14 protein-coding genes are annotated in these 24,550 nt (G+C 72.4%); 7 read left to right on the forward strand and 7 right to left on the reverse strand.

Features of this window, described 5'->3' with window-relative positions:
- Positions 1–22 precede the first annotated feature (22 nt).
- Both BN1555_RS09465 and BN1555_RS09470 read left to right on the forward strand, forming a co-directional pair.
- On the forward strand, positions 23–1,870 hold the full coding sequence (locus BN1555_RS09465; protein ID WP_093798957.1) for an ABC transporter ATP-binding protein: 1,848 nt from the start codon (positions 23–25) through the stop codon (positions 1,868–1,870).
- The gene (locus BN1555_RS09470) at positions 1,867–3,744 is read left to right on the forward strand and encodes an ABC transporter ATP-binding protein (protein WP_093798958.1); all 1,878 of its coding nucleotides are present in this window, start codon (positions 1,867–1,869) and stop codon (positions 3,742–3,744) included. Before BN1555_RS09465 ends, BN1555_RS09470 begins: the two co-directional genes overlap by 4 nt.
- 75 nt (positions 3,745–3,819) lie before the next feature.
- Here the strand turns inward: BN1555_RS09470 and BN1555_RS09475 are convergent, their stop codons facing one another.
- Positions 3,820–4,596, reverse strand: a complete 777-nt coding sequence (locus BN1555_RS09475) for an SDR family oxidoreductase (RefSeq protein WP_093798959.1) — start codon at positions 4,594–4,596, stop codon at positions 3,820–3,822.
- Between the two features lie 303 nt (positions 4,597–4,899).
- Here BN1555_RS09475 and BN1555_RS09480 point away from each other — a divergent pair, with 303 nt between their 5' ends.
- Complete coding sequence (locus BN1555_RS09480; protein ID WP_093798960.1) at positions 4,900–6,927, forward strand: M4 family metallopeptidase; 2,028 nt, start codon at positions 4,900–4,902, stop codon at positions 6,925–6,927.
- A gap of 101 nt (positions 6,928–7,028) precedes the next feature.
- Here the strand turns inward: BN1555_RS09480 and glgP are convergent, their stop codons facing one another.
- Positions 7,029–9,662: an alpha-glucan family phosphorylase gene (glgP, locus tag BN1555_RS09485; RefSeq protein WP_093798961.1), complete on the reverse strand. Its 2,634-nt coding sequence runs from the start codon at positions 9,660–9,662 to the stop codon at positions 7,029–7,031.
- 126 nt (positions 9,663–9,788) lie between these two features.
- Positions 9,789–11,075 (reverse strand): FAD-dependent monooxygenase, encoded by a 1,287-nt coding sequence (locus tag BN1555_RS09490; RefSeq protein ID WP_093803302.1) that lies wholly within the window; start codon positions 11,073–11,075, stop codon positions 9,789–9,791.
- Between the two features lie 919 nt (positions 11,076–11,994).
- Between BN1555_RS09490 and BN1555_RS09495 the strand changes: the two genes are divergently transcribed.
- The 4 genes from BN1555_RS09495 (at position 11,995) to glgB (ending at position 20,380) form a co-directional block, all read left to right on the forward strand.
- Positions 11,995–13,983: an alpha-1,4-glucan--maltose-1-phosphate maltosyltransferase gene (locus BN1555_RS09495; protein ID WP_176710007.1), complete on the forward strand. Its 1,989-nt coding sequence runs from the start codon at positions 11,995–11,997 to the stop codon at positions 13,981–13,983.
- Positions 13,980–15,701, forward strand: coding sequence for a maltose alpha-D-glucosyltransferase (gene treS, locus BN1555_RS09500; protein ID WP_093798963.1), 1,722 nt, complete (start codon positions 13,980–13,982; stop codon positions 15,699–15,701). The genes BN1555_RS09495 and treS overlap by 4 nt, the downstream gene beginning before the upstream one ends.
- Positions 15,702–15,904: 203 nt before the next feature.
- Positions 15,905–17,536, forward strand: coding sequence for a maltokinase N-terminal cap-like domain-containing protein (locus BN1555_RS09505; RefSeq protein WP_176710008.1), 1,632 nt, complete (start codon positions 15,905–15,907; stop codon positions 17,534–17,536).
- Between the two features lie 303 nt (positions 17,537–17,839).
- Entirely contained in the window at positions 17,840–20,380 is a 2,541-nt protein-coding gene (glgB, locus tag BN1555_RS09510) for a 1,4-alpha-glucan branching enzyme (protein ID WP_093803303.1), read from the forward strand.
- A 6-nt stretch (positions 20,381–20,386) separates the two neighbouring features.
- Here the strand turns inward: glgB and BN1555_RS09515 are convergent, their stop codons facing one another.
- From BN1555_RS09515 to BN1555_RS09530, 4 genes are all read right to left on the reverse strand, one after another.
- Complete coding sequence (locus tag BN1555_RS09515; protein WP_093798964.1) at positions 20,387–22,669, reverse strand: HelD family protein; 2,283 nt, start codon at positions 22,667–22,669, stop codon at positions 20,387–20,389.
- 159 nt (positions 22,670–22,828) lie between these two features.
- Entirely contained in the window at positions 22,829–23,164 is a 336-nt protein-coding gene (gene trxA, locus BN1555_RS09520; RefSeq protein WP_093798965.1) for a thioredoxin, read from the reverse strand.
- Positions 23,165–23,182: 18 nt separating this feature from the next.
- On the reverse strand, positions 23,183–23,599 hold the full coding sequence (locus BN1555_RS09525) for a MerR family transcriptional regulator (protein ID WP_093798966.1): 417 nt from the start codon (positions 23,597–23,599) through the stop codon (positions 23,183–23,185).
- A gap of 54 nt (positions 23,600–23,653) precedes the next feature.
- Positions 23,654–24,535: an NAD(P)-dependent oxidoreductase gene (locus tag BN1555_RS09530; protein ID WP_255305955.1), complete on the reverse strand. Its 882-nt coding sequence runs from the start codon at positions 24,533–24,535 to the stop codon at positions 23,654–23,656.
- Positions 24,536–24,550: the final 15 nt, after the last annotated feature.

Below are 24,550 nucleotides of genomic sequence, written 5' to 3' on the forward strand. Positions count from 1 at the left end.
GCGAACCGTACGCTCGATCCTGATGACCGGAACGGACGCACCCTCCAAGGAACGATCGGCCGTACGTTCGCTGCTGCGCCTGTGGCCCTACGTACGGCCGGTGCGAGCACGCCTGGCCTGCGCGGCCCTCGTCGCGGTGCTGGCCTCCTGCCTCGGGCTGGTCATCCCGCTCGTCCTGAAGTGGATCGTGGACGGCCCGGTCGCGGACCGGGACCCGGGCGGGGTGTGGCTCGGGGCGCTGTACCTGCTGCTGCTCGGGCTCACGGAGGCGGCGCTCTTCGGGCTGAGGCGGTGGCTGGTGGCGCGGCCGCTGGCGGGGGTGGAGGCGGCGATGCGGGGCGATCTGTACCGGCATCTGCAACGGCTTCCGGTGGCCTTCCACGACCGGTGGCCGTCGGGGCAGTTGCTGTCGCGCGGGACCACGGACTTGATGCTGCTGCGGATGTTCCTGGCGTTCCCGCTGACGTTCCTGCTGGTCAATGGGGTGACGATCCTGGTGGGGGTCGTCATTCTGCTGCTCCAGCAGTGGTCGCTGGGGCTGGTGCTGCTGGCGCCCGTGATCCCGCTGGTGGTGCTGTGCTCGGTCTTCGAGGCGAAGTACTCGCTGGTCGCGCGGCGCTCGCAGGACCAGGTCGGCGACCTGACGACCGTCGTCGAGGAGAGCGTGCTCGGCATCCGCGTCATCAAGGGGTTCGGGCACAACCGCAGCCAGGCCCACGCCTTCCGGGAGCTGTCGCTGACGCTCCGGGGCACCGAGCTGGCCAAGGCCCGGCTGCTCGCGGGGATCTGGGCGACGATCACCGCCCTGCCGGAACTGGCCGTCGGGGCCGCGCTGGTTCTCGGGACGGTGCAGGTCGCCGACGGCGTGCTGTCGGCGGGCACGCTGGTGGCGTTCCTCTCCACGGCGCTGGCGCTGCGCTGGCCGGTGGAGTCGATCGGCTTCCTGCTCGCGATCAGCCAGGACGCGGCGACGGCGACCCAACGGTACTTCGAGGTGATGGACGCGCGGGAGGAGACGGAGGGGGCGGAAGAGGCCGAGGAGGACGGGCCCTCCTCCGGCGTGGCCCCGGGTGCGGCCCCGGCCCCCGGCCCGGTGGCTCCCGGGCGCGGGATCGTCTTCGACGGGGTCGAGTTCCGGTACCCCGACGCGCCCGAAGGGGCTCCGCCCGTCCTCGCGCACATCGATCTGCACGTACGGCCGGGCGAGACCATGGCCCTCGTCGGAGCCACCGGCAGCGGCAAGACCACGCTCACCACGCTCGTACCACGGCTGCACGAGGTGACGGGCGGGCGGATCACACTCGACGGGACGGACATCACGGCCATGCCGCGCGAGCGGCTGCGGGAGCTGGTGTCCGTCGCCTTCGAGGAGCCCACGCTGTTCTCGGCGAGCGTCGGGGAGAACGTACTGATGGGGGCGGGGCGGGGCGCGGGCGAGGCCGATCTGGCGCGCGCGCTGGACACCGCCCAGGCCGGTTTCGTGCACCGGCTGCCCCAGGGCACGGCCACGCAGGTCGGCGAGCAGGGCCTGAGCCTGTCCGGCGGGCAGCGGCAGCGGCTCGCGCTGGCCAGGGCGGTGGTGGGCAGACCACGCTTCCTCGTGCTCGACGATCCGCTGTCGGCGCTCGACGTGCACACGGAAGCCCTGGTGGAGGCGGCGCTGCGGCGCGTGCTGGAGGACACCACCGCGCTCGTCGTCGCGCACCGGCCGTCGACCGTGCTGCTCGCCGACCGGGTGGCGCTGCTGTCCGGCGGCCGCATCACGGCCGTGGGCACCCACCACGAACTGCTGCGCGCCAGTGACGAGTACGCCTGGCTGATGTCGGGGGCCGAAGCCGGCGGGAAGAAGGACGACGGGGAGGGCGCATGACGACCACCGCGGACAACCGCTCCGCCGCCGGCACCGGGCCGGAGCCCGAGCCCGGCGCCGGCCCCGGCTCCGGCGCGCAGGGCGGCGACCTCTTCGACCGCGACGCGCTGCCCGCGCCCGAGGGCGCGACGCTCGCGCTGCTGCGCTCGCTGCTGCGGCCCCGGCGCGCCAGGGTCGCAGCCGCCGCGCTGATCCTGCTGCTCCAGCTGGCGGCGGTGCAGGCGGGCCCGCTGCTCGTCGCGTACGCCATCGACCGCGGCGTACCGGCCCTGCGGCGCGACGACTTCGGGCCCCTGGCCGCCGTCGCGGCCGGCTACCTGCTGTGCTCGGTGGGCGCGGGCGCCCTGCAGTACGCCTTCGTCCGGGTCTCCGCCCGTGTCAACCAGGACGTGCTCCTCGACCTGCGCGGCAGGATCTTCCGGCACGCGCAGGCACTGAGCGTCGACTTCCACGAGCGGTACACGTCGGGGCGGCTGATCTCCCGGTCGACGACCGACGTGGAGTCGCTGCGGCAGCTGCTCGGCGAAGGCCTCCAGGAGCTGATCGGCGTCGTCCTCTCCTCGGTCTTCATCTGCGCGCTGCTGCTCTACCTCGACGTGGGGATCGGCGGGCTCGCGGTGGGGTCGTTCGTACCGCTGTACCTGCTCGTCCGTCGCTACCGCAGGCGTGTCGCCGTCGTCTTCGGCAAGCGGTCGACGGCGATCGCCGCCGTCATCGTGAAGTTCGCGGAGACGATGAACGGGATCCGGCCGGTGCGGGCGTTCCGGCGCGAACGGACGAACGACGCGCAGTTCCGCGTGCTCAACCACCGTCACGAGCGGACGAACGGCGACGGCCTGCTGGAGATGGCCCAGTACGTCGTCGGCTCGCGGCTGGTCGCCAACACGGCGGTCGCCTCGATGGTCCTGTGGGGCGCCTACCAGGTCGCCGGCGGCGGCCTGGAGCTCGGCGTCCTCGCCGCTTCCGTGCTCTACCTGCGGCGACTGTACGACCCGATCGACCGGCTCGGGATGTTCCTGAACTCCTACCAGTCCGCGGCCGCCTCCCTGGAGAAGATCGCGGGCCTGCTCTCCCAGGTCCCGGCCGTCCCCGAGCCCGCCGAGCCGCGGAAGCTGCCCGCGCCCGCCGGTGGCGGACCGGGCCGCGAGGTCGTCTTCGACGGCGTCGGCTTCGCCTACCGCACCGGCGGCGAGGTCCTTCCGCGCTTCAGCCTGACCCTGGCGGCCGGCCGGACGGTCGCCGTCGTCGGCTCGACGGGCGCGGGCAAGTCGACGCTCGCCAAGCTGCTGGCACGCTTCTACGACCCGACCGAGGGCCGCATCCTGCTCGACGGCACCGACCTGCGCGACCTCGCCCTGCCGGAGCTGCGGCGTGGGGTGGTGATGGTGACCCAGGAGGCGTTCCTGTTCTCCGGCACGGTCGCCGAGAACATCGCCGTCGGCCGCCCCGACGCCACCCGCGAGGACATCGAGCGGGCCGCGGAGGTGATCGGTGCGCACGACTTCATCAGCGGTCTGCCGGAGGGGTACGACACCGACGTACGCAAGCGGGGCGGCCGGATCTCGGCGGGGCAGCGGCAGCTGGTGGCCTTCGCCCGCGCGCTGCTCGCCGACCCCGCGGTGCTGATCCTCGACGAGGCGACGTCGTCCCTGGACATCCCGGGCGAGCGGGCGGTGCAGCGCGCGATGAACACGGTGCTGCGCGGGCGTACGGCCGTGGTGATCGCGCACCGGCTGTCGACGGTGGAGGTCGCCGACCGGGTGCTGGTCATGGAGCACGGCCGCATCGTCGAGGACGGCTCCCCCGCCGGACTCATCGGCGGCACGGGACGTTTCGCGGACCTGCACCGGGCCTGGCGCGACAGCCTGGCCTGACGGCGGCCGGGGCGGGCGCGTACGCCGCGCTCCGGCACGCGTGGCACGGCCGCGGGCACCGGTCGCGGCGGCCGTTCACAGCCGGCCCGCCTTCGCCCGCCTCTCCAGGTACTCCTCGAACGTCACCGTCCCGACGGCCCGGTCGGGGGCCAGGTGGCCGCCCGCGCGGTACGCCCGGAACGCCTTGCCCGGCAGCCGCACCGGCACGAGCCGCCGACGCCGCCCCGCCGCGCGCAGCGCCGACGCGGCCAGGTCGCGGGCGTCGCGCACCTCGGGGCCGCCCATGTCCGGCACCCGCCCGGCCGGCGCGCTCCGGGCGAGCTCCGCGAGCCGCCCGGCGACCTCCGTGACCTCGACGGGCTGGAAGCGCAGGCCGGCCGGCACCAGTGTCACCGGCAGGCGCCGCTGGGCGAGCGTCATGGTGGCCACCAGGTCGTGGAACTGCGTGGCGCGCAGGATCGTCCAGGGCAGCCCGGACCCCTCGACGAGCCGCTCCGCGGCGAGCTTCGCGTCGTAGGAGAAGAAGGGCACCCGGTCCACGCCCACGATCGAGATGTAGACCAGGTGCGGGCCGCCGGCCCGCCGGGCGGCGTCGATCAGCCGCCGGGTCGTCGCCACGTCGTTGCGGGCGTTCGTGGCGCAGTGCACGATCGTCTCCGCGCCCTCCACCGCGGCGCCGAGCCCCTTGCCCGAGGCGAGGTCGCAGACCGCCCACGTGTACGGCCTGTCGTCGTCCGCCCGCCGCGGGCGGCGGCTCATCACCCGTACGGCCGCGCCCTCCGCCAGCAGCCGGTCCACCAGGGGGCGCCCCAGTGTGCCGGTGCCGCCCGTCACCAAAGTCGGTCCGTCCATCGCCGCGTTCCCGCCCCTCCGGAGTGCGCTGAAACCGGTCAGTCCGCAACATCATCGCGCGACCGGCCCCGGTCCGGCACCGGACCCCGGCGGCGTTGCGGCGACATCCCGCGAAACGTCCGCTGAACGGACACGGTTCTTCGGGCAGCGGACGATTTCCGGCCAACTTGTTGACACGCTCCTGACAGACAGCCCCCGTTCCTGCCACTCTTCCCCCGTTCCGCGCTCCACCTTGCTCCGCACGGCTCCGCCCGGGCAGCCCACCCCAAGCCGCCCGACACCCCCCTTGCAGAAGGAGTTCGCGTGAGATCCACGACTGGACGACGTGCCACCGCGACCGGCGCGCTGCTGACCGCGGCGGCACTGCTCACCGTCGGCGTACAGGCCGGCACCGCAGCGGCCGACGATCCTCGGACCACCGCCCCGAAAACCGCCGCGGCCGGGAAGGCCGACCCCGGCGCCCTGCCCGCGAAGCTCTCCCCCGCCCAGCGCGCGGAGCTGATACGCGAGGCCAACGCCACCAAGGCGGCCACCGCCAAGGACCTCGGCCTCGGCGCCAAGGAGAAGCTCGCCGTACGCGACGTCGTCCAGGACCGCGACGGGACCACCCACACGCGGTACGAGCGCACCTACGACGGACTCCCGGTCCTGGGCGGCGACTTGATCGTCGCCGAGACGAGGGCGGGGAAGACCGAGGGCGTGACCAAGGCGTCCAAGGCCCGGCTCACGTCGGTCGACACGAGCGCCGAGGTCACGCCGGCCGCCGCCGAGAAGCAGGCGCTGGGCGCCGCGAAGGCCGAGGGCTCGAAGAAGACCGGGGCCGACCGCGCCCCGCGCAAGGTGGTGTGGATGGGGCAGGGCGAGCCCACGCTGGCGTACGAGACGGTCGTCGGCGGCCTGCAGCACGACGGCACCCCGAACGAGCTGCACGTCGTCACCGACGCCTCCACCGGCAAGAAGATCTTCGAGTGGCAGGCCATCCACAACGGCACCGGCAACACCCAGTACAGCGGCCAGGTGACGGTGGGCTCCGCCCCGTCGTACACGCTGACCGACACCGGGCGCGGCAGCCACAAGACGTACAACCTCAACCGGGGTACGTCGGGCACCGGCACGCTCTTCTCGGGGCCGGACGACGTCTGGGGCGACGGCACTCCGCAGAACGCCGAGACCGCGGGCGCGGACGCGGCGTACGGAGCGGGCCTGACGTGGGACTACTTCAAGAACGTGCACGGCCGCAGCGGTATCCGCGGTGACGGTGTCGGCGCGTACTCCCGGGTCCACTACGGCAACGCGTACGTCAACGCCTTCTGGTCGGACGCGTGCTTCTGCATGACGTACGGCGACGGCGCGAACAACACCAAACCGCTCACCTCGATCGACGTGGCCGCGCACGAGATGACGCACGGCATCACCTCCAACACCGCCGGCCTCGTCTACAGCGGCGAGTCGGGCGGCCTCAACGAGGCCACCTCCGACATCTTCGCCGCAGCCGTCGAGTTCGCCGCCAACAACCCCAAGGACGTCGGCGACTACCTGGTCGGCGAGAAGATCGACATCCGGGGCAACGGCACGCCGCTGCGCTACATGGACAAGCCGAGCAGGGACGGCTCGTCCAAGGACGCCTGGTACTCGGGCATCGGCTCCATCGACGTCCACTACTCCTCGGGCCCGGCGAACCACTGGTTCTACCTGCTCTCCGAGGGCAGCGGCGCCAAGACCGTCAACGGCGTCAGCTACGACTCGCCGACCTCCGACGGCCTGCCGGTGACCGGCATCGGCCGGGAGAAGGCCGCGCAGATCTGGTTCAAGGCGCTCACCACCAAGTTCGGTTCGTCGACCAACTACGCGGGTGCCCGCACCGGCACCCTCGCGGTCGCCGGTGAGCTGTACGGCACCACCAGCGCCGAGTACAAGGCCGTCGCCGACGCCTGGGCGGGCGTCAACGTCGGGGCCCGTCCCGGCGGCGGCGGCCCGGGCACCGGCACGTCCTTCGAGAACACCGCCGATGTCGCCATCCCGGACAACGGCGCGGCCGTCACCTCGTCGGTCACCTCCACCAAGACGGGCGCGGCGCCCAGCAATCTCCAGGTCGGCGTGGACATCGTCCACACCTGGCGCGGCGACCTGGTCGTCGACCTGCTCGCCCCGGACGGCACGGCGTACCGCCTGAAGGGCTCCAGCTCGTCGGACTCCGCGGACAACGTCAAGGAGACGTACACGGTCAACGCGTCCTCCGAGACGGCGAACGGCGTCTGGAAGCTCAGGGTCCAGGACGTGGCCAGTCAGGACACCGGCTACATCAGCGGCTTCAAGCTGACGTTCCCGTAACACCCCGCGAAGGCCCGCGGAGCACCGCGGAGGAGCCCTGCGGGAACGGATGTCCGTTCCCGCAGGGCTCCTCCCTGTGCCTGGCGGGCCTGCCGGATGCGTCAGCGCATCAGTACGCCCGCACCCTCCCCCGTCGCTCCGGTCGGCAGCGCCACCAGGCCCAGGTCCGCGCTGTGCGGCAGCAGGCGGTGGGACGGCAGTATCCGGACCGTGTAACCGAAGGGGCCCGTGCGGTCGAGGGTCAGGGGGCCCTCGTACATCCAACGGCCCTCCAGGTCCGGACCGCCCGCCGGCTTCAGCGGGAAGGTCTGGCCGTCGCCGATCGCGTCGTCCGGGTCGACCCGGCCCGCGACCGCCTGCACCTCCACGTCGTCCGGACCGAGCCGGCCCAGGGCCACGCGTACGCGCAGGCCGAGCGTCGAGCCGAGCTCCGCCGTGCCGTTGACGGCGGTGGCCGCCACGGCTTCGACGTGGTCGACCGCGACCTGCGGCCACGCGGCGCGCACCCGCGCCTTCCACGCCGCCAGTTCGCGGGCCGCGTCCGGGGCCAGCGCCCGGTGCGCCTCGGCGGCCGGGGCGTACAGCCGCTCGACGTACTCCCGCACCATCCGCCCCGCCAGCACCTTCGGACCGAGCGTGGCCAGGGTCTGACGGACCATTTCGATCCAGCGGCCGGGCAGCCCGTCCGGGCCCCGGTCGTAGAAGCGCGGCGCGACGCGCTGCTCGATCAGCTCGTACAGCGCGTTGGCCTCCAGGTCGTCGCGCCGGTCCACGTCGGTGACCACGCCGTCGGCGGTCGGGATGGCCCAGCCGAAGTCCGGCTCGAACCACTCGTCCCACCAGCCGTCGAGCACCGACAGGTTGAGGCAGCCGTTGAGCGCGGCCTTCATCCCGCTCGTGCCGCACGCCTCCAGCGGGCGCAGCGGGTTGTTCAGCCAGACGTCGCAGCCCGGGTAGAGCTTCTTCGCCATGCCCATGCCGTAGTCGGGCAGGAAGACGATCCGGTGACGCACGCGCGGGTCGTCCGCGAACCTCACCAGCTCCTGCACCAGCCGCTTCCCGCCGTCGTCCGCCGGGTGCGCCTTGCCCGCCACCACGATCTGCACCGGCCGCTGGGGGTGCAGCAGCATGTCCATCAGCCGGTCGCGGTCGCGCAGCATCAGGGTGAGCCGTTTGTACGAGGGGACACGCCGGGCGAAGCCGATGGTCAGGACGTCCGGGTCCAGCGCGGCGTCGGTCCACCCGAGCTCCGCGTCCACGGCGCCGCGCTGGCGCCACGAGGCGCGCAGCCGCTCCCGCACCTCCTGGACCAGTTGCTGGCGCAGGGTGCGCCGCAGGTCCCAGATCTCGGCGTCCGCGATGTCGCCGACGGCGTCCCACCGCTGGGACCCGCCGACCGACAGGGCGTCCTCGATACGGCCCCCGCCGATCTGCCGCGCCCCCAGGCGCATGACTTCCGGGGCGACCCAGGTGGGTGCGTGCACCCCGTTGGTGACCGAGGTGATCGGCACCTCCTGGGGGTCGAATCCCGGCCACAGGCCGGAGAACATCCGGCGGCTGACCGCGCCGTGGAGGGCGGAGACGCCGTTGGCGCGCTGGGCGAGCCGCAGGCCCATCACGGCCATGTTGAAGAGGTTCGGCTCGCCGCCGGGGTAGGTCTCCATGCCGAGCTGGAGAACGCGTCCGACGTCGACGCCCGGCAGTTCGCCCGAGTCCCCGAAGTGGTGCGCGACGAGTTCGCGGTCGAAGCGGTCGATGCCGGCCGGCACGGGCGTGTGCGTGGTGAAGACGGTCCCGGCCCGTACCGCCTCCAGGGCGGCGTCGAACTCCACCCCTTCGTCCGCCAGCTCCCGGATCCGCTCCAGGCCGAGGAAGCCCGCGTGCCCCTCGTTGGTGTGGAACACCTCGGGGGTGGGGTGGCCGGTCAGGCGGCAGTACGAGCGGACCGCCCGCACCCCGCCGATGCCGAGCAGCATCTCCTGGAGCAGCCGGTGCTCGCTGCCGCCGCCGTACAGCCGGTCGGTGACGTCGCGCTCCCCCGCCGCGTTCTCCTCGACGTCCGAGTCGAGCATCAGCAGCGGTACGCGCCCGACCTGCGCCTGCCAGATGTGGGCCCGCAGCGCCCGCCCGCCGGGCAGGGTGAGCGCGACCTGGCTGGGGGTGCCGTCGGCCTCCCGGAGCAGGGACACGGGCAACTCGTTCGGGTCGAGCAGCGGGTACTGCTCCTGCTGCCAGCCGTCCCGGGACAGGCTCTGCCTGAAGTATCCGTGCCGGTAGAGCAGCCCGACCCCGATGAGCGGTACGCCCAGGTCGCTGGCTGCCTTCAGGTGGTCGCCGGCGAGGATGCCGAGGCCGCCCGAGTACTGCGGGAGGGCCGCCGTGACCCCGAACTCGGGTGAGAAGTAGGCGACGGCGGCCGGTAGCTGGGGAGTGGGTGACTGCGACTGGTACCAGCGCGGTCCGCGCAGGTACTCGTCCAGGTCGTCGGCGGCGGCGGTCAGTCTGGTCAGGAAATGCCGGTCCTCGGCCAGCTCGGCCAGCCGCCCGGCAGGCACGGCCCCGAGCAGCCGTACGGGATCACCCCCAGCGGCCGCCCAGCCTTCGGGGTCCACGGCCTGGAACAGCTCGCGGGTCTCGGTGTGCCACGACCACCGCAGATTGCGGGCCAGGTCGCTCAGGGGTCGGAGGGGTTCGGGAAGAACGGGGCGCACGGTGAATCGACGAATGGCCTTCACGTGTTCCACCTTCGCAGGGGACGTACGAACCGGGTCGGACGCACGGCGGTGTGTGTCCGGCCTTTCCCTCCAGAAGGTAGTGCCACACCACCCTCCTCAGCCACGGCGCACGGTGGGCGTGGAGGATCAGTGCAGGGCGTGCACCGGCACGTCGTACGGCGAGCCGAGGTTGACCGTGGCCGGGTCGAACGCCCCGGTGGCCGCGTACTTGGCGGAGACGGCCGCCAGCTCGTGCGCCGGGATCACCTCGTCGATGTCCGTGAAACCACCGGGTGCCCGTTCGTGCGCCAGACTGATGACGGCCTCGGGGCCGAGCTGCCGGTTGGCCCGCTGGAGCCCGGTCATCGCGGGCCTGCGCTCCGCCTCGTACGCCGCCAGCGCCTCGGCCGGATCGGCGTGCAGGGTCAGGGCGAGGGCGAGGGCACGGGCGTCGACGACGGACTGGGTCGCGCCGTTCGACCCGACCGGGTACATGGCGTGGGCGGCGTCGCCGATCAGTGTCGTACGGCCGTGGCTCCAGCGTTCCAGGGGTTCGATGTCCACCATGGGGTATTCGAACGCGTTGTCGGAGGCCCGCAGCACCTCGGGGACGCTGACACCGTCGAACTCCCAGCCTTCGTAGTGGTGGAGGAACCTGGTCGGCGGGACCGGTCTGTTCCAGTCACCGCGCACGGCGCCGTCGATGGAGTCAGCGGGTCTCACCAGAGCCCAGTTGACCAGCACTTCACCGGTGCCGGCGGCCGGTCCGGTCAGCGGGTAGACCACGGCTTTCTGCCGGTCGGAGCCCGCGACGAACATGAAGGGCCGGACCCGCTCGGCGGGCATCCGCGAGACGCCGCGCCACACGAGCAGACCGTTCCACTCCGGCGCGCCCCCGTCCGGACTGAGCGCGGCGCGGACGGCGGAGCGGATGCCGTCGGCGCCGATCAGTACGTCGGGCTCCAGGGTGGTGTGCCCGTGAGGCCCGCCGCCCCGGTGCTCCAGCCGCACGCGGGCCCGGCCGTCGGGCAGGGTGGTCAGCCCGGACACCCGTACGCCGGTGACAAGGGCGTCCGCGCCCAGCCGGTCCCGTACGGCATCGACCAGCGTCCGCTGCAGGTGCGCGCGGTGGACGGAGAGCTGGGGCCAGCGGTAACCGGCGTCGAGACCGCGCCGCTCGCGGGAGATCAGGCCGCCGCCGCAGTGGTAGTAGCGCAGTTCACGGGTGCGTACGGCCTCCCGGTCGAGGGTGTCGAGCAGCCCGAGCGCGTCGAGTTCGCGCACCGCGTTGGGCAGGATGTTCAGCCCGGCGCCGACCGGCTGGATCACGCGGGCCGCCTCCGCCACGGTGATCCGGTCGAAGCCGGCCGCGTGCAGGCTCAGTGCGGCGGTGAGTCCGGCTATGCCGCCGCCGGCGATCAGGATGTGCGTCATGGGCGGGTGGTCCTTCGGATGCTCGGAGCGCGACGGCTCGACGGGAGGGGCGCCGCCGGGGCACGGCCCGTCCAGCCGGGCCTCTTCGCCGTACGCCCCGCGCGTCGTGATGCCGATGTGACGCGCACAGAAGATCTTGAGGATACGCAGCGCTCCGGCGGGGGAGACGGCGGAGGCCGGGGGCGGCTCGCGCAGGTCCGGGAGGAGGGTCCCATCGTTCCCTTCGCGGACCATGCGGCCGGCCAACTCGGCCTCCTGCGCGCGGGGTTGAGGAGGGCCACTCAGCACACGGCCCGAACGCTGAACATCCGCCCGCGCGGGACGCCCCGCCCGAGGGCCGGGCGCCGGGGACCGGTTCACGCGGCTCGGCCCGTTCGCTCCCGGCCCGGCAACCGCGTCCGCCCGGAGCTCGGGTGACGTGGCGGCAGAAACCTGCCCGGTACGCCGACGGCGGGCGCGGCGGCGCTCCACCCGGCCGGCCGCCCGCGGGCGCCTCCGGCGGAAGCGGTCGCAGCCCTGGCCGTGAAGACGGTCCGAGGCCAGGTCACGGGCGCGGGCCCCGGCTCGCCGAGCCGCCCGCGCCAGGTGGACAACCGACCCGAACGGCACAACCCGCATCCGGCGGAAGGACGGTCCCGCCCGAACGGAAGGGGCCGTTTCTCGTCCGCGCTGTTATAGAGCCGCATTACGCGGCAGTAGTTAACAAAGCGCCGGATTGCGCACCCGAGGTACGAGGGAAGGCTCCTCCGGTACACACGCCCGCGCACCCAAAGTCGGTCCACCCGAGTGAACGTGGACAGGAGCGGTGATGCCCGCACCCCGCCAGTCGCCAACGGAGCGGCTAAAAAGGACAGACCCCAAGAAAGCCCCCGACCGCGAGCCGCGCCCGCCCGCGGCCGCACAGCCACCAGGTGAGCCAATGATCGGTCGCATTCCTGTCCTGGACGTACGTCCCGCCGTCGACTGCGGCAGAAGGCCCGCCAAGGCGGTGGCCGGTGAGACGTTCGAAGTCACCGCCACCGTCTTCCGCGAGGGCCACGACGCCGTCGCCGCCAATGTCGTCCTGCGCGACCCGGCGGGCCGGGAGGGCTCCTGGACCCCGATGCGCGAACTCGCGCCGGGGACCGACCGGTGGGGGGCGCGCGTGACACCCGCCGCCGAGGGGCAGTGGACGTACGCCGTGGAGGCCTGGTCCGATCCCGTGACCACCTGGCGCCACAACGCCCGGATCAAGATTCCGGCCGGCCAGGACACCGAGCTCGTCCTCGCGGAGGGTGCGGAGCTGTACGAGCGCGCCGCGTCCGGCGTGCCCAAGAAGGACGGGCGCGAGGCCGTCCTGGCCGCCGTCGACGCGCTGCGCGACACCACGATCCCTCCCTCGGCCCGGCTCGCCGCCGCGCTCGAACCCGAGGCGGACGCGGCGCTCGCCCGTCACCCGCTGCGCGAGCTGGTCACGTCCTCACCGCGGATGCCGCTGCTCGTCGAGCGCGAGCGCGCCCTCTTCGGCTCCTGGTACGAGTTCTTCCCGCGCTCGGAGGGCGCCCGTACCGACACGAAGGGCAAGCAGGTCAGCGGCACGTTCAGGACGGCCGCCGAACGGCTGCCCGCCGTCGCCGCGATGGGCTTCGACGTGGTCTACCTGCCGCCCATTCACCCGATCGGCGTCACCCACCGCAAGGGCCCCAACAACACCCTGTCGGCGTCCGCCACGGACGTCGGTGTGCCCTGGGCGATCGGTTCGGCGGACGGCGGCCACGACGCGATCCACCCCGACCTCGGCACGTTCGAGGACTTCGACGACTTCGTCGCCCGCGCCCGGGACCTGCGCCTGGAGATCGCGCTGGACTTCGCGCTGCAGTGCTCACCCGACCACCCCTGGGTCACCGAGCACCCCGAGTGGTTCCACCACCGCGCCGACGGCTCGATCGCGTACGCCGAGAACCCGCCGAAGAAGTACCAGGACATCTACCCGATCGCGTTCGACGCCGACATGCCGGGGCTGGTCCGCGAGACGCTGAGAGTGCTGCGGCTGTGGATGGGCCACGGCGTGCGGATCTTCCGCGTCGACAATCCGCACACCAAGCCGGTGGTCTTCTGGGAGAAGGTCATCGCGGACATCAACCGCACCGACCCCGACGTGATCTTCCTGGCCGAGGCCTTCACCCGTCCCGCGATGATGCACACCCTCGGCGCGATCGGCTTCCAGCAGTCGTACACGTACTTCACCTGGCGCACCACCAAGCAGGAGCTGACCGAGTACCTCACGGAGCTGACCGGCGACGCCGCCGCGTACATGCGCCCGAACTTCTTCGTGAACACCCCGGACATCCTGCACGCCTACCTCCAGCACGGCGGCCGTCCGGCCTTCGAGGTGCGGGCGGTGCTCGCCGCCACGCTGGCGCCCACGTGGGGCGTGTACGCGGGCTTCGAGCTGTGCGAGGGCACACCGGTCCGGGAGGGCAGCGAGGAGTACCTCGACTCGGAGAAGTACCAGCTGCGGCCGCGCGACTGGGAGGGAGCGGAGCGCGAGGGCCGCACCATCGCCCCGCTGATCACCACCCTCAACCGGGTGCGCCGCCGCCACCCCGCCCTTCAGCAACTGCGTGACCTGCACTTCCACCACGCCGACAACGACGCGGTCATCGTCTACTCGAAGCGCTCGGGTTCGAACACCGTTGTGGTGGTCGTCAACCTCGACCCGCACCACACCCAGGAAGCCACGGTCTCGTTGGACATGCCGGAACTCGGCCTCGAATGGTCCGATTCCGTCCCGGTGCGCGACGAGCTCACCGGCGAGACCTATCACTGGGGCAGGGCCAACTATGTGCGCCTAGAGCCGGGCCGTACGCCCGCGCACATCGTCGTCCTGCGACCGTCCCCGCCGATCGGAGGGTCACCCACATCATGATCGTCAACGAGCCCGTCCACGACACCTTCGAGGACACACCCGCCAAGGACCGCGATCCCGAGTGGTTCAAGCGCGCCGTGTTCTACGAGGTGCTCGTCCGATCCTTCCAGGACAGCAATGGAGACGGCGTAGGTGACCTCAAGGGCATCACCGCCAAACTGGACTACCTCCAGTGGCTGGGCATCGACTGCCTCTGGCTGCCGCCGTTCTTCAAGTCCCCGCTGCGCGACGGAGGTTACGACGTCTCGGACTACACGTCCGTGCTCCCCGAGTTCGGCGACCTCGCCGACTTCGTGGAGTTCGTCGACGCCGCGCACCAGCGCGGCATGCGCGTGATCATCGACTTCGTCATGAACCACACCAGCGACCAGCACCCGTGGTTCCAGGAGTCCCGTTCCGATCCGGACGGGCCCTACGGCGACTACTACGTCTGGGCCGACGACGACAAGCAGTACCAGGACGCCCGGATCATCTTCGTCGACACGGAGACCTCCAACTGGACCTTCGACCCGGTCCGCAAGCAGTACTTCTGGCACCGCTTCTTCTCCCACCAGCCGGACCTCAACTACGAGAACCCGGCCGTGCAGGAGGAGATGATCTCCGCCCTGCGCTTCTGGCTCGACCTCGGCATCGACGGCTTCCGCCTCGACGCCGTGCCCTACCTCTACCAGGAGGAGGGCACGAACTGCGAGAACCTGCCCCGTACCCACGAGTTCCTGAAGCGGGTCCGCAAGGAGATCGACGCGTCCTACCCGGACACCGTGATCCTCGCCGAGGCCAACCAGTGGCCGGAAGACGTCGTCGACTACTTCGGCGACTACAAGGCCGGCGGCGACGAGTGCCACATGGCGTTCCACTTCCCCGTGATGCCGCGCATCTTCATGGCCGTACGCCGCGAATCCCGGTACCCGGTCTCGGAAGTCCTGGCCAAGACCCCGGCCATCCCGTCCAACTGCCAGTGGGGCATCTTCCTGCGCAACCACGACGAGCTGACCCTCGAAATGGTCACGGACGAAGAGCGCGACTACATGTACGCGGAGTACGCCAAGGACCCGCGGATGCGCGCCAACATCGGCATCCGGCGGCGGCTGGCCCCGCTCCTCGACAACGACCGCAACCAGATCGAGCTGTTCACGGCTCTGCTCCTCTCCCTCCCCGGTTCGCCGATCCTGTACTACGGCGACGAGATCGGGATGGGCGACAACATCTGGCTGGGCGACCGGGACGCCGTACGCACCCCCATGCAGTGGACGCCCGACCGCAACGCCGGCTTCTCGTCCTGCGACCCGGGGCGCCTCTTCCTCCCCACGATCATGGACCCGGTCTACGGGTACCAGGTCACCAACGTCGAGGCGGCGATGACCTCGCCCTCCTCGCTGCTGCACTGGACGCGGCGGATGATCGAGATCCGCAAGCAGAACCCTGCGTTCGGCCTCGGCTCGTACACCGAGCTGCCGTCGACCAACCCGGCCGTGATCGCGTTCCTGCGCGAGTACAAGGACGACCTGGTGCTGTGCGTTCACAACTTCTCGCGGTTCCCGCAGCCGACGGAACTGGACCTTCGGACCTTCAACGGACGGCATCCGGTCGAGCTGATCGGCGGGGTGCGTTTCCCCGCCATCGGCGAATGGCCGTATCTGCTGACCCTCGCAGGTCACGGCTTCTACTGGTTCCGGCTGCGCAAGGACGCGTCCCCGCTACCGGCCAAGCGCGGCTGAAGTCCCGTCCGGGTCGGGGCGGTTTCCACTGCCCCGCCCTGGGCACTCTCCCTCTCGTATCGGGTCCGTACGGACGATCCCCGACCCGACACTTCCCGCGTTTCGACTGCGGGGAGAACCCCACGCACCGCCCGGACAGCTACGGTCGCAATCCGGGACACTCTGCGCATCCTGTGGTGTGCCCGGGGAAAGGACGCGATGCCATGTCGGAGGCTGCATCCACCCGGAGTACGGCCGCCCGCCGCGCCACTCCTCCAGCCCCACCCCCGGCGCTGCTCCCCTCGCTGGCGCCGCTGCTCCATGAATGGCTGCCCAGGCAGCGGTGGTTCGCGGGCAAAGGGCGCCCGGTCACCGGGTTCTCGCTGGTCGCTGCCACGGAGTTGCTGCCCGTCCAGGGAAGTCCCGGGCTGCTGCATCTGCTCCTGAGCGTCCAGCAGCCCGTCGCAGCGTCACCCGGCCCACCGGCGCCGCCGACCGCCGACTGCTATCAACTGCTGCTCGGCGTACGGCCCGCGCTGCCGCCGCGCCTCGCGCCGGCTCTCGTCGGGCACGTCCAGGAGGGGCCTCTGGCCGGACTCACCGTCTACGACGCGCTCCTGGACCCGCGTCTCGCCGGTCTGCTCCTCGAACGGCTGCGTACCGCCGGTGCGCCGGGAGCGCTGCGCTTCGGCCGTGACCCGTCGGCCGTCATCCCGCCCGGGCTCGTTCCCAGGCCACTTGGCGCCGAGCAGTCCAACTCCTCACTGGTCTACGGAGATTCGTTCATCCTCAAAGTGTTCCGCCGGGTCAGTCCCGGCTCCAACCCCGACCTGGAGCTGCCGCTCGCGCTCGCCCGCAAGGGCTGCGAGCGGGTGCCGGCGCCGATCGCCTGGTACGAGGCCGCCAACGCCGACAACCCGTACGAGCCGTACACCCTCGGGGTCCTGCAGCCCTTCCTGCACGGTTCCGAGGACGGCTGGCAGCGCGCGCTGCGGTCCCTCGCCACCGGCGACGACTTCACCGCCGACGCGCAGGCACTGGGGCGGGCCACCGCCGAGGTGCACACCGCGCTCGCCGGCGCCCTGCCGACGACGACCCTGCGCAGGCAGCAGACGGAGCTGCTGGCGGCGGCGATGACCGAGCGGCTCGACGCGGCGGCGCAGGCGGTGCCCGCGCTGGTCCCGTACGTCCCCGCGCTGCGCACCGCGTTCGACGCGTTCGCGGCGCTGGGACGGGCGGGGCGGGCGTGGCCGGCCCAGCGCGTCCACGGCGACCTGCACCTGGGCCAGACGCTGCGCGCACCAAGCGGCGAGTGGTCGGTGATCGACTTCGAGGGCGAGCCGTCGCGCCCGCTCGCGGAGCGGCGGCGCCCGCAGCCGGTCGTACGCGACGTGGCGGGCATGCTGCGGTCCTTCGACTACGCGGCCCGCTCCCACCGGCCGTGGGACGCGGACTGGGCGACGCGGTGCCGCGAGGCGTTCTGCACCGGGTACGCGAAGTCGTCGGGGGCCGATCCGCGCGACGAGCCGGAGCTGCTCCGGGCGTACGAGACGGACAAGGCCGTGTACGAGGTCCTCTACGAGGCCAGGCACCGGCCCGAGTGGCTCCCGGTCCCCCTGGCGGCCGTCCAGCGCCTGGCCTCGGCGACCCCGGTGGCCCGTGCCGCCCGCCACCGCCCGGAGGCCACCGCGCACCGCACCACCGGCCCGCCCCCGGGCACGGCCAGGCACGGAGGCTCCACCCGGCCCCCGGGGGCGCCCCCGCACAGTGGTCCCGCCCCGTCCTCGGACACCGTCGGCCACCGCGCGCCCGAACCGCCCCCGGACACCGGCCGCACCCCGGGGCCGACGCCATGACCCACCGCGCACCCGGGGCGGCGGATCTCTCCCTCCCCCGCCCCGTGTCTTCGTGAAGCGCCCTTCGACCACCCTCCCCCCGTTCACCGAACCCGACCGGATCCTCCCGAGGAGGCCGCACCCGTGACCCCCCGTCCACCGTCCCGCAAGTCCGCCGACACCCCGAACGTGCCCGACGCGCCCACGCTGCCCGACGTCGTACAGCCCGACGCCGCGCCGGCGGTACCGCCCCGGAAGCGTGCCAGGCCCGTCAGGGCCCCGAAGCAGGCCGAGGCCACCGAGCCGTCGCAGGCCCCGCAGCCCCTGGCGGCCGCCGAGACCCCGCAGCCGCGCAAGCCCGCCAGGGCCACCAAGGCCACCAAGGCCACCAAGCCGCTGAAGACGGCCAAGGCCGCCAAGAGCGCCACGTCACCGCAGACCCCGGAGCCCGCGGCCGCCGCCGGGCCGCCCGACTCCGCGGCCAAGGCCGCACAGGACGCCGAGGCCGGCCGCGGCGCCCGCGGGCGTGCGAAGCCGGAGACCGCCGCGGCGCCCGCGGCCAAGCCGGCCAGGGCCACCAGGTCGCGGCGGGCCCCGCAGCCCGGCGCCGCGGACGGGCCGCCCGACTCCGCGCCGAAGGCGGCGCGGGACGCCGAGGCCGCCGGGCGCACGAAGCCGCGGCCGGGCCCCCTGGCGCTCGACGACAGCGAGCGGGGCCGGCTGCTCGCCGGGGACCACCACGACCCGCACGGCGTCCTCGGCGCCCACCCGCTCCGGGGCGGAGCCACCGGCGTCGTCCTGCGCGCGCTGCGGCCCTGCGCCCGGGCCGTCACCGTGCTCGCCGCCGGCCACCGCACCCCGCTGCACGACGACGGCGACGGGTTCTTCTCCGGCGTGCTGCCGCTGGACGCCGTACCGCCGGAGTACACGCTCCTCGTCACGTACGACGACAACGAGCTGGAGGTGCAGGACCCGTACCGCTTCCTGCCCGCCCTCGGCGAGCTCGACCTGTACCTGATCGGCGAGGGCCGCCACGAGGAGCTGTGGCGGGCGCTCGGCGCGCAGCCGATGGTCCACCAGGGGGTGACCGGCACCCGCTTCACCGTCTGGGCGCCGAACGCCCGGGGCGTACGGGTCGTGGGCGACTTCAACTTCTGGGACGGCACCGGGTTCCCGATGCGCTGCCTGGGCTCGTCCGGCGTCTGGGAGCTGTTCGTGCCCGGCGTCGGCGAGGGCGCGCTCTACAAGTTCGAGATCATGCGCCCCGACGGCAGCCACACGATGCGCGCCGACCCGATGGCCCGGCGCACCGAGGTCCCGCCCGCCAACGCTTCGATCGTGACGGCCCCGCACCACGTCTGGGGCGACCAGGAGTGGATGGCCCACCGCGCCGACCGGCCGGTGCATCAGGCGCCGTTCTCGGTCTACGAAGTCCATCTCGCGTCCTGGCGGCCCGGCCTGTCGTACCGCGAACTCGCCGAGCAGCTCCCCGCGTACGTGTCCGACCTCGGTTTCACCCACGTCGAGCTGATGCCGGTCGCCGAGCACCCCTTCGGCGGATCGTGGGGCTACCAGGTCACCGGCCTGTACGCGCCGACGGCCCGCATGGGCACGCCCGACGACTTCCGTTACCTGGTCGACGCGCTGCACCGGGCCGGCATCGGCGTCATCATGGACTGGGTCCCGGCCCACTTCCCGAAGGACGACTGGGCGCTGGCGCGGTTCGACGGACCCCACCTGTACGAGCACGAGGACTGGCGGCGCGCCGAGCACCCCGACTGGGGCACGCTCGAATTCGACTACGGGCGCCCCGAGGTGCGCAACTTCCTGGTCGCCAACGCCACGTACTGGTGCGAGGAGTTCCACATCGACGGTCTGCGCGTCGACGCGGTCGCCTCGATGCTCTACCTCGACTACTCGCGCGAGGAGGGTCAGTGGGCGCCGAACGAGTTCGGGGGCCGCGACAACCCGGACGCCGTCGCCTTCCTCCAGGAGATGAACGCGACCGTCTACCGCCGCAACCCCGGCGTCGTGACGATCGCCGAGGAGTCCACCGCCTGGGAGGGCGTCACCCGCCCCACCGACAGCGGCGGCCTGGGCTTCGGCCTGAAGTGGAACATGGGGTGGATGCACGACTCGCTGGTGTACATCAGCAAGGAGCCGGTGCACCGCAAGTACCACCACAACGAGATGACGTTCTCGATGGTGTACGCGTACAGCGAGAACTACGTCCTGCCGATCTCGCACGACGAGGTGGTGCACGGCAAGCAGGCCCTGGTGAGCAAGATGCCGGGCGACTGGTGGCAGCAGCGCGCCAACCACCGCGCGTACCTCGGCTACATGTGGGCGCACCCCGGCAAGCAGCTCCTCTTCATGGGGCAGGAGTTCGCGCAGGGGGCGGAGTGGTCGGAGGGCCACGGCCCCGACTGGTGGCTGCTGGACCCGTCGTACTCGGCGGAGCCGGACCACCGCGGCGTGCGTGACCTGGTCCGCGACCTGAACCAGGTCTACACCGCCACGCCGGCCCTGTGGGAGCTGGACACCGTCCCCGACGGCTTCGCGTGGGTGGCGGGCGACGCCGCCGAGGACAACGTCTTCGCGTTCCTGCGCTTCGACGCCCAGAGCGGTCCGCTGCTGGCCGTGTCCAACTTCTCGCCGGTCGTACGGCAGGAGTACCGGCTCGGCGTCCCGGACCTCATCCCGGCCTGGACGGAGGTCCTGAACACGGACGAGGACCGGTACGGCGGCAGCGGCGTGCGCAACACGGAGCCGGTCAAGCCCGAGCCGGCCGGGGCGCACGGGCACCGGTCGAGTCTGCAGCTGACGCTGCCGCCGCTGGCGACGGTGTGGCTCAAGCCGGCCTGACGTCATTCACGCGGCACGCGATTCACGCACGAGCCCTTCCCGGAGGCATGCGGGGAGGGCTCCCGTGTGGACGACGGCGAGGTGCTGGGTGGCCCGGGTCAGGGCCACGTACAGGTCGTTGGCGCCGCGCGGCGACCCGTCGAGGATCCGTCCGGGCTCGACGACGACCACCGTGTCGAACTCCAGGCCCTTCGCCTGCCGCGGGTCGAGGAGCACGACGGACCGCGTAAGGTCGGGTGCGGCGCCGTGCGCGGCGCCGGGGAGTGCGGCGGCCAGCGCCCCGTGCAGCTCGCGGGGGGCCACGACGGCCAGCCGCCCCTCCTCCGGCGCCTCGTCCGCGACCGTTTCGGCGACGGTACGGGCGAGGGCGTCCGGCTCGGTGGCGTGTGCCCGGGGGCGTACACCGGTGGAGCGGACGGAGCCCGGCGGCTCGAAGGCCGGGTCCTGGGCCCGCCGCACACCGGCCGCGACCTCCATGATCTCGGCCGGGGTGCGGTAGTTGGCCCCGAGCCGGGTGTGGGCCCACCGGTCGCCGACGTACGGGCCGAGGATCTGCTGCCAGGAGTCGCAGCCCGCCGCGTCCCCGGTCTGGGCGGGGTCGCCGACCAGGGTCATCGAGCGCGTCGGGGAGCGCCGCATCAGCAGCCGCCAGGCCATCGCGGACAGCTCCTGCGCCTCGTCGACGATGATGTGGCCGAAGGCCCAGGTGCGGTCGGCGGCGGCGCGCTCGGCGGTGCTGCGGTGGTCGGCCTCCTCGTGGCGCTCGGCCATCCGCTCGGCGTCGACGATGTCGTGGGCGCCCAGGACCTCGGACGCGTCCTCGTCGATGTCCTCCTTGTCCTCGAACTCGTAGGTGCGGGAGGCGTACGCCATGTCCAGCACCCCCTGGGCGTAGGCGATGCGCTGCTGCCGCTCGGCCTCCTCGGCCGCCCGCGCGGCCGAGTCGTCCTCGCCGAGCAGTTCGGCCGCCTCGTCGAGGAGCGGTACGTCGGCGGGCGTCCACGCGCCGCCGTCACGCCGGATCAGCCGGGCGTCGGCGTCGGGGAGGTGGACAGGGTCGGCGAGGAAGTCGGCGACCAGCTGCTGCGGGGTGAGCGGCGGCCACAGCGCGTCGATGGCCTCGTGCACCTCGCCGCTGAGCGCGACGGCCTTGCCGAGCTGGGCGATGTCGTCGGGCCCGAGGAAGTTGGGACCGCCGTACGGGTCGTAGCCGATCCGGTCGGCGAGCTGCTCGGTGAGCGCGTCGATGATCCGGAAGGCGAAGTGGGGGCGGGCGAGGTTGTGCGGCAGCCCGGTGCGGCGGGCGGCGGCCCGGGCGTCCTCCGCCATCGCCCGGTCCAGCACCAGCGTGCCGTCGTCGTGCTCGATCTCGACGGCCGGGTCGGGCACGGTCTGCCGACCCCGTACGAAGCGGGCGAGGGCATCCGCCATGGCGGCCCGGCCCTTGACCTCGGCCGCCCCGGCGGTGTCGGTTCCGGTGGCGGTGACGCCCGGGAAGAGCTCGCCCACGGTCGCCAGCAGCACCCCGGTCTCGCCGAGCGAGGGCAGTACTTCGCCGATGTAGGAGAGGAAGGCCGGGTTGGGCCCGACGATCAGCACACCGCGGCGGGCGAGCAGGTCCCGGTACGCGTACAGCAGGTACGCCGCGCGGTGCAGCGCGACGACGGTCTTGCCGGTTCCGGGGCCGCCCTCGACGACGAGGACGCCCTGGTGGGACGCGCGGATGATGCGGTCCTGCTCGGCCTGGATGGTCTGCACGATGTCGTGCATCCGCCCCGAGCGCGCCGCGTCCAGCGCGGCGAGCAGCACGGTGTCCGCCGCGGCGCCCTCGTGGCCGGTGCGGGTGGTGTCGGTGAGGTCCAGGATCTCGTCGTGCAGCGCGGTGACGGTGCGGCCCTCGGTGGTGATGTGGCGCCGGCGGCGCAGTCCCATCGGGGAATGCCCGGTCGCGAGATAGAAGGGACGGGCGATCTCGGCCCGCCAGTCGACGACGAGAGGCGTGCGCTCCGCATCGTTCTGCCGGATTCCGATACGGCCCATGTGGTACTGGCGTCCGTCCTGGAAGTCGAGCCGCCCGAAACAGAGCCCGCTCTCCTCCGCATTGAATGCGGCGAGCAGCCCGGACTGTTCGGCCACCAGTACATCGCGCTCAAGTTTCGCCTGGTGGCCCGTTCCCACCTGCGTCAATGCCGACTCGACGGTGGCCTCGGCCTCTTCGCGCAGGTCATCGAGGCGCGCGTAGAGCCCGGTGATGAATTCCTGTTCCTTCTGAAATTCCTCGGTTGACAATTGAGCTCCCAACAAGCTAAGCTGTGTTCATACGGCACCTCTGTGACCCATTTCGAACGAGGTCGCAGAAACGCCCAATATACGCAGCGAAATACCCCGGGTGTCAATTCCCCGGGGTATTTCTTTTGCCTGCGGCAGCCTGTCGCCCGCCGGGCCCGGTCACCTGTCCGCGTCCGCCAGTTCCTGGAGGAGCTTCCGCTTGGGGCGGGCACCGACCATCTGCTTCACGGGCTCGCCGTCGCGGAAGACGATGAGCGTCGGCGTCGACAGCACGCCGTACCGGATCGCCGTACCGGGATTGAGGTCCACGTCCAGCTGGACGACCTTGAGGCGGTCGGCCTCCTCCCGGGCCACCTCGCCCAGTACGGGCGCGAGCCGGCGGCACGGGCCGCACCAGTCGGCCGTGAACTGCACGAGGACGGGCCGGCCGGACTTCAGCACGTCGTCGTCGAAGGTCGCGTCCGTCACCGTGTCCACACCCGCTGCTCGCACCATCGAAGTCTCCTCAGTCCGTCAGTCCGTCAGTCCGTCAGTCAGTTCGCAGCGCGGCTGGGGGCCGCCCGGCAGCGTGGCTCCGGCTTCGAGCTCGGCGCGGGCGAGCTGGGCGCCCACCTGGGTGCGTACGGTCCGCAACTGTCCGATCAGCGTGTCGAGTTCGGACAGCTTGCGCCGGTACACGTCCAGCGAGGCCGGGCAGGAGTCCCCCGCCGGGTGGCCCGCCCGCAGGCAGTCCACGAAGGGGCGGGTCTCCTCCAGGCCGAACCCGAAGTCCTGAAGGGTCCGGATCTGCTGGAGGAGCCGCAGGTCGTCCTCGTCGTACGTGCGGTAGCCGTTGACCGCGCGCCGGGCGGGGAGGAGCCCGCGGGACTCGTAGTAGCGCAGCGCCCGGGTGGTCGTCCCCGCCCGCTCCGCCAGCTCGCCGATTCGCATGCCCCCGACGGTAATCCTTGACGTCGGCGTCAAGGCAAGGGAGGAGACCGGGGCTCAGCCCTTGAGCTTGAGCACCTCGATCGTGCTCACCCAGTCGTCCGCGCCGTGCCCCTCGGCGACCGCACGGTCGGCGACGGCCTTGATCGCCTCCAGCTGGCCCGTGTCGAGGCCGCGGTCCCGCGACATGTGCAGGAGGTGGTCGACGCTCGCGGTCATCATGCTCAGGTTGGCCTGCTCGCCGTCGTAGTTCCCCGCGTCGATCGCGGCCGCCATGCCGGCCGCGATGTCCGGCAGGATCGCGGTGATGGAGTTCAGGTACGGGGCGAGGGCCGTGGCGGCGACCTTGTCCTCCCGGGCCAGGGCGAAGGCGTGCACCAGGCCCGACATGCTCGCGTAGAAGAGGTCCAGCATCGACAGGTCGTACACGGCGGCGAGCCCGTGGTCCCCACCCAGGTAGGCACTCCGGCCGGCCAGCTCCTCGAGGACACTCTGGTACTTCTCGAACACCGGCCGCTCGCCGGCGTAGAGGATCAGCGCCTCCGGCCCGCCGACGAGCTGGGTCGGCACCATCACCGCCCCGTCCAGATACGCGATGCCGCGCTCGCCCGCCCAGGCCGCCGCCGTGCGGGCTCGCTCCGGGGAGTCCGAGGTGAGGTTGACCAGGACGCGGCCCGCGAGGGCGTCGGCGAGCGGTTCGAGGATCGCCTGCGAGGCGTCGTAGTCGACGACGCAGACGACGGTCAGCCCGCTCGCCCGGACGGCTTCTTCGGCGGTGGCGGCGAGGACCGCACCGCGTGCGACGAGGTCGTCGCCCTTCCCCTCGGAGCGGTTCCAGACGGTGGTGGGACGGCCGGCGTCCAGGAAGGCGCCGGCGAGTGCGCGGCCCATGGAGCCGAGGCCGATGACGGTTACGGGAGCAGGGTGGTCGGAAGTCATGACCACCATGCTTCG

It is taken from the genome of Streptomyces sp. Wb2n-11 (assembly GCF_001049855.1).
Classification (GTDB): Bacteria; Actinomycetota; Actinomycetes; order Streptomycetales; family Streptomycetaceae; genus Streptomyces; species Streptomyces altiplanensis.

Excerpts from the sequence above, each read along its gene's own strand:
- BN1555_RS09465 (WP_093798957.1), top strand. The coding sequence starts at position 23 with ATGACCGGAACGGACGCACCCTCCAAGGAACGATCGGCCGTACGTTCG.
- BN1555_RS09470 (WP_093798958.1), top strand. The coding sequence starts at position 1,867 with ATGACGACCACCGCGGACAACCGCTCCGCCGCCGGCACCGGGCCGGAG.
- BN1555_RS09475 (WP_093798959.1), bottom strand. The coding sequence starts at position 4,596 with ATGGACGGACCGACTTTGGTGACGGGCGGCACCGGCACACTGGGGCGC.
- BN1555_RS09490 (WP_093803302.1), bottom strand. The coding sequence starts at position 11,075 with ATGACGCACATCCTGATCGCCGGCGGCGGCATAGCCGGACTCACCGCC.
- BN1555_RS09495 (WP_176710007.1), top strand. The coding sequence starts at position 11,995 with ATGATCGGTCGCATTCCTGTCCTGGACGTACGTCCCGCCGTCGACTGC.
- treS (WP_093798963.1), top strand. The coding sequence starts at position 13,980 with ATGATCGTCAACGAGCCCGTCCACGACACCTTCGAGGACACACCCGCC.
- BN1555_RS09505 (WP_176710008.1), top strand. The coding sequence starts at position 15,905 with ATGTCGGAGGCTGCATCCACCCGGAGTACGGCCGCCCGCCGCGCCACT.
- trxA (WP_093798965.1), bottom strand. The coding sequence starts at position 23,164 with ATGGTGCGAGCAGCGGGTGTGGACACGGTGACGGACGCGACCTTCGAC.
- BN1555_RS09525 (WP_093798966.1), bottom strand. The coding sequence starts at position 23,599 with ATGCGAATCGGCGAGCTGGCGGAGCGGGCGGGGACGACCACCCGGGCG.
- BN1555_RS09530 (WP_255305955.1), bottom strand. The coding sequence starts at position 24,535 with ATGACTTCCGACCACCCTGCTCCCGTAACCGTCATCGGCCTCGGCTCC.